This window comes from Nodularia sp. UHCC 0506, from assembly GCF_034931045.1.
GTDB lineage: Bacteria > Cyanobacteriota > Cyanobacteriia > Cyanobacteriales > Nostocaceae > Nodularia.
This window is the reverse complement of record NZ_JAYGHH010000081.1, coordinates 1-5067: the sequence shown is the minus strand read 5'-3', so window position 1 is coordinate 5067 and position 5067 is coordinate 1. Positions and strand designations below refer to the sequence as shown.

The following is a 5067-nucleotide window of genomic DNA, read 5'->3' as shown; positions in this document are numbered from 1 at the left end:
CTCAATCGCTACTTGTGCGATCAACTGTTGACTGACACCCATTATTGGCTAGAGGTGTTATTTCAAGCATTATATCGACTGACTTATGATCAAAAACCCCTACTAATTAGCGATCGCATTCCCTCTGGTCTTCACCTAGTTAAACAAATTAAGCAAGCCCTAAAATTTCTCAATCAACGCCCCCCGGAAGAACCATACGCCAATTTTCGCCCTTACCTCCAAGAACTTGGTTTTGAACCGGGTTGGGGTAACACATCTGGGCGTATATCCGAAACCTTAGAACTTTTAGAACAACTCATTGATAGTCCCCAACCCGCCATTTTAGAAGCCTTCGTCGCCCGTGTTCCTGCCATTTTCCGCGTCGCCCTTGTCTCCATTCACGGTTGGGTTGGTCAACAAGATGTTTTAGGTAGAGATGAAACACTCGGACAAGTAATTTATGTCCTTGAACAAGCCCGCAGCTTAGAAAATAAACTCCAAGCAGAAATTAAACTTGCTGGTCTTGACTTAATAGGCATTAAACCCCATGTAATTATTCTCACCAGACTTATTCCTAACTGCGAAGGTACAGAATGTAATTTAAAGTTAGAAAAAATCCATGATACAGAAAATGCCTGGATATTACGCGTTCCCTTTGGGAAATTTAATCCTAATATTACCAACAATTGGATTTCTAAATATGAGATTTGGCCTTATTTAGAAACATTCGCTCAAGATGCAGAGAAAGAACTTTTAACTCAATTTAAAGGTTGTCCAAATCTAATTGTAGGTAACTACAGCGATGGTAATTTAGTCGCCTCCCTGATTTCCCGCAGCCTGAAAGTTACCCAATGCAATATAGCCCATTCTTTAGAAAAACCCAAACACTTATTTAGTAACTTGTATTGGCAAAACTTAGAAGATCATTATCACTTCTCAGCACAATTTACCGCCGATTTAATTAGCATGAATGCTGCTGACTTTATTATCACTTCATCTTATCAAGAAATAGTCGGCACACCAGACACAATCGGTCAATACGAGTCTTACAAATGTTTTACCATGCCTGAGCTATATCATGTGATTAACGGAATTGATTTATTTAGTCCTAAATTTAACATGGTTCCGCCGGGAGTTAGCGAAAATATCTTTTTTCCTTATAGCCAAAAATCTCGGCGAAATAGGGAACTTACCACCGAAGTAGATCAGTTACTTTTTGCTCGTGAACATTTCCAAATACTTGGGAAACTAGATAACCCAAAAAAGCGCCCAATCCTCACTGTCGCGCCCATCACTTCAGTTAAAAATCTCACGGGACTGGCAGAATGTTTTGCAAAAAGTCGGGACTTACAAGAGCATTGTAACCTGATTTTCATCACCACTAAACTTCATATAAATCAAGCTAAAAACCCCAAAGAAGCTGAGGAAATTCAAAGACTCCACGACATAATTAATCAGTATGATCTCCACGGTAAGATTCGCTGTATAGGAATGCGCCTTCCTAGCCATGAACTGGGAGAAGCATACAGAGTAGTTGCTGATGTTAGGGGAATTTATGTCCACTTTGCCCGCTTTGAAGCCTTTGGACGCAGCATTCTAGAAGCTATGGTTTCCGGCTTGCCAACTTTCGTCACTAAATTTGGTGGTGCTTTAGAAATTATCGAAGAACGAGAAGATGAATTTCATATTAATCCTACAGACTTAGAAGGAACAGCGCAGAAAATTTTGAGTTTCATTGAAAAATGTGATACTCAACCCGAACAATGGCAAGAAGTTTCCCAAAGAATGAGCCAGCGAATTCTGAATAAATATAATTGGGATTTACACACCAGTCAAATACTATTGCTGGCGAAAATATTTAGCTTTTGGAATTTCGCAGTCCCGGAAAATAACGCAGCCAAACATCTTTACTTAGAAACTCTATTTCATCTGATTTTCAAACCCAGATCCCAAAAGATTTTAGAACAACATCAGCAATATTCTGTTGTCATGAACAATTAATACATTTTCATTGCTAATTTTGAATTTAGCTAAGGGATGCGCGATGAATAAAAACAGTCCTAATAACCATTTTATCTATACAGATTGGATATTAATTGAGACTCAATTTGACTCTGACGAGTTGCATTCAAGAGAAACTGTCTTTACAATCGGCAACGGCTACCTGGGAACACGGGGCAGTTTTGAGGAAGGTTATATTCGTGCATTACCAGCGACTTTTATTCACGGTGTCTATGATGATGTGCCTGTAGTTTATACAGAACTGGCCAATTGTCCCGACTGGTTGCCATTGGTAATTAGTATAAATGGCGACAAATTCCGTTTCGATCAGGGAGAGATATTGCGGTATGATAGACAACTTGACCTGCGTCAAGGAATTCTCAGTCGTTCTGTGCGTTGGTGCAGTCCCAGTGAAAAAATTATAGATATTTACTTTGAACGCTTTGCCAGTTTAGCTGACCAGCACGTATTAGGGCAGCGCTGCCAAGTAACGCCTGTAGATTTTGATGGGATGATCGAAATTCAGGTTAGTATTAACGGCTACCCAGAAAATCAGGGTTTTAACCACTGGGAAGCAATCGACCAAGGTAAAACCGAAGCAGGAATCTGGTTACATAGCCGGACTCGCGGTTCTCGGATTGATATTGGCATGGCAGCGAGGGTAGCAATATCGGGAACTGAGACAGCTTTACAAGTGCATACTGCCCCTGGCTATCCTACTATAACTGCAACCTTCCTTGCGACATCACAGCAGACGGTGACAGTAGAGAAGACTGTAACAGTTTTTACCTCAAGGGATGTTTCCCAAGCAGTCCCAGCAGCTCAAGCAAAACTCGCGCAATTGCCAAACTATATCACTTTGCTGCAAGCTAACGCCCAAGCATGGAATGAGGTTTGGCACTATAGCGATATCTTGATTGAGGGTGATAGTAAAGCGGCTTTTGCTGTACGTTACAATCTGTTTCAACTGCTAATTGCTGCGCCGAAGGATGATGAGAAAGTCAGCATTCCCGCTAAAACTCTTTCGGGGTTTGGCTACCGTGGTCATATTTTTTGGGATACAGAAATTTTTATTCTGCCATTCTTTATTTTTACCCAACCTGCTTTAGCCCGGAATTTATTAAGTTATCGCTATCACACTTTAAATGGTGCGCGACGCAAGGCATCCCATTATGGTTATCAAGGGGCGATGTATGCTTGGGAAAGTGCGGTTACAGGGGATGAAGTTACACCACGGTGGTCACTTCCTAGCGATTTTTACGGTGAAGATATCAGAATTTGGTGTCGTGATCATGAAATTCACATTAGTTCAGATATTTCTTATGCTGTTTGGTATTACTGGCAAGCAACTGGTGATGATGAATGGATGCAAAAATGCGGTGCTGAGATTATTTTAGATACTGCTATTTTTTGGAATAGTCGAGTTGAGTTTAATTCTGAACAAGACCGCTATGAAATTCGGGGGGTGATTGGGGCAGATGAATATCACGAGTTTGTCCACAATAATACCTTTACTAATCGGATAGTACAATGGCATTTAGAAAAAGCTTTGGTAGTTGATGATTGGCTGCATCAAAATTTCCCAGAACGAGCTCAGGAATTAGAGGATAAATTACAACTCACGGCTGAAATTAAAACCCACTGGGAAGATATTGTTGCTAAACTTTGGATTCCTTACGACGCTGAAACGGGTTTAATTGAACAGTTTGAGGAGTTTTTCCAGTTGGAAGATGTTAACTGGAACGACTATGAACCACGCACTCGCTCGATGCAAGGGATTTTGGGTATAGAAAAAACCAATAAGTTGCAGGTACTCAAACAACCAGATGTATTGATGTTGTTGTACTTGATGCGGGAATTAGGCGATTTTCCCTACAATCAAAAATCATTACAAGCAAATTGGGATTACTACGCACCCCGCACTGATATTACTTATGGTTCATCACTTGGCCCTGCTATCCATGCGATTTTAGCCTCAGATTTAGGCAAGTCGGCTGAGGCTTACGAACGGTTTATGCAAGCAGCAATGGTGGATCTCGAAGATGTCCGAGGTAACGCTGCCGATGGGATTCACGGGGCTAATGCTGGGGGAATTTGGCAAGCTGTGGTGTTTGGTTTTGGTGGGATTAAACTAAGGGACAGTCGCCCTGTGGCTAACCCTCATTTGCCCCAAGACTGGACACGTTTGCAGTTTAAACTGCACTGGCGTGGTAAATGGCATGAGTTTGATTTACGTCCCCAAATTACCCAGGAGGAAAGTAACAAAGGATTTATCTTATTTGCGCCTTCATCTTCTCACACTTCTCAGATCCAAGGGGTGATATTTGATTTAGATGGAGTGTTAACAGATACAGCAGAATATCACTATCAAGCTTGGCAGAAACTAGCAGATGAGGAAGGTATAGAATTTAATCGGCAAGCTAATGAAGCGTTGCGGGGGATATCTCGCCGGGCTTCGCTGATGATGATTATTAAGAATAAAAGATTTTCAGAGTCAAAGATTCAGGAAATGTTGGCGCGTAAAAATGCCTACTATGTGCAGCTAATTGAAAATATTACACCCAAGGATGTGTTACCAGGTGCGATCGCTTTATTGGATGAATTGCGAGAAAAAGGCATTAAAATTGCCATTGGTTCAGCCAGTAAGAATGCCCAGGTGGTTGTAGAACGTTTGGGAATTGCTGATCAAGTCGATGCGATCGCAGATGGTTATAGTGTACAACAACCGAAGCCAGCCCCTGACCTGTTTCTCTATGCAGCCCAGCAATTAGAAGTACCACCAGAGCAATGTGTAGTTTTTGAGGATGCGGCGGCGGGTGTAGAAGCTGCTTTAGCGGCTGGGATGTGGGCTGTAGGTATAGGTCCCTCAGAACGCGTGGGTGCAGCCCATGTTGTTTTGCCTAGTTTAGCAGGTGTGAAATGGTCAGAGTTGCAAGATCAATTGAGGGCAGCTGTGGCACAGAAAAATTAACGAACACAGATAAATACAGATTAAGGGAGACGATTTTATGTCTAAATCAGGAAGAACACAGGAAATACTCCAATCAATGAGAAATATTCCTCAGCAAGTCACTAACTATATCTTAA

The 5067-nt window shown here is 41.6% G+C and carries 2 protein-coding genes; both read left to right on the top strand.

All coding sequences use genetic code 11. The annotated features are described in order from the left end of the window. The coding region (locus VB654_RS24475; RefSeq protein ID WP_323216438.1) for a sucrose synthase at positions 1-1980 on the top strand (1980 nt) is incomplete at its 5' end. A gap of 43 nt (positions 1981-2023) precedes the next feature. After that, entirely contained in the window at positions 2024-4951 is a 2928-nt protein-coding gene (gene pgmB / locus VB654_RS24470; RefSeq protein WP_323216437.1) for a beta-phosphoglucomutase, read from the top strand. The last annotated feature ends 116 nt before the right edge of the window (positions 4952-5067 follow it).

Coding starts and splice junctions, on each gene's coding strand:
- pgmB (WP_323216437.1), top strand. CDS start 2,024: ATGAATAAAAACAGTCCTAATAACCATTTTATCTATACAGATTGGATA.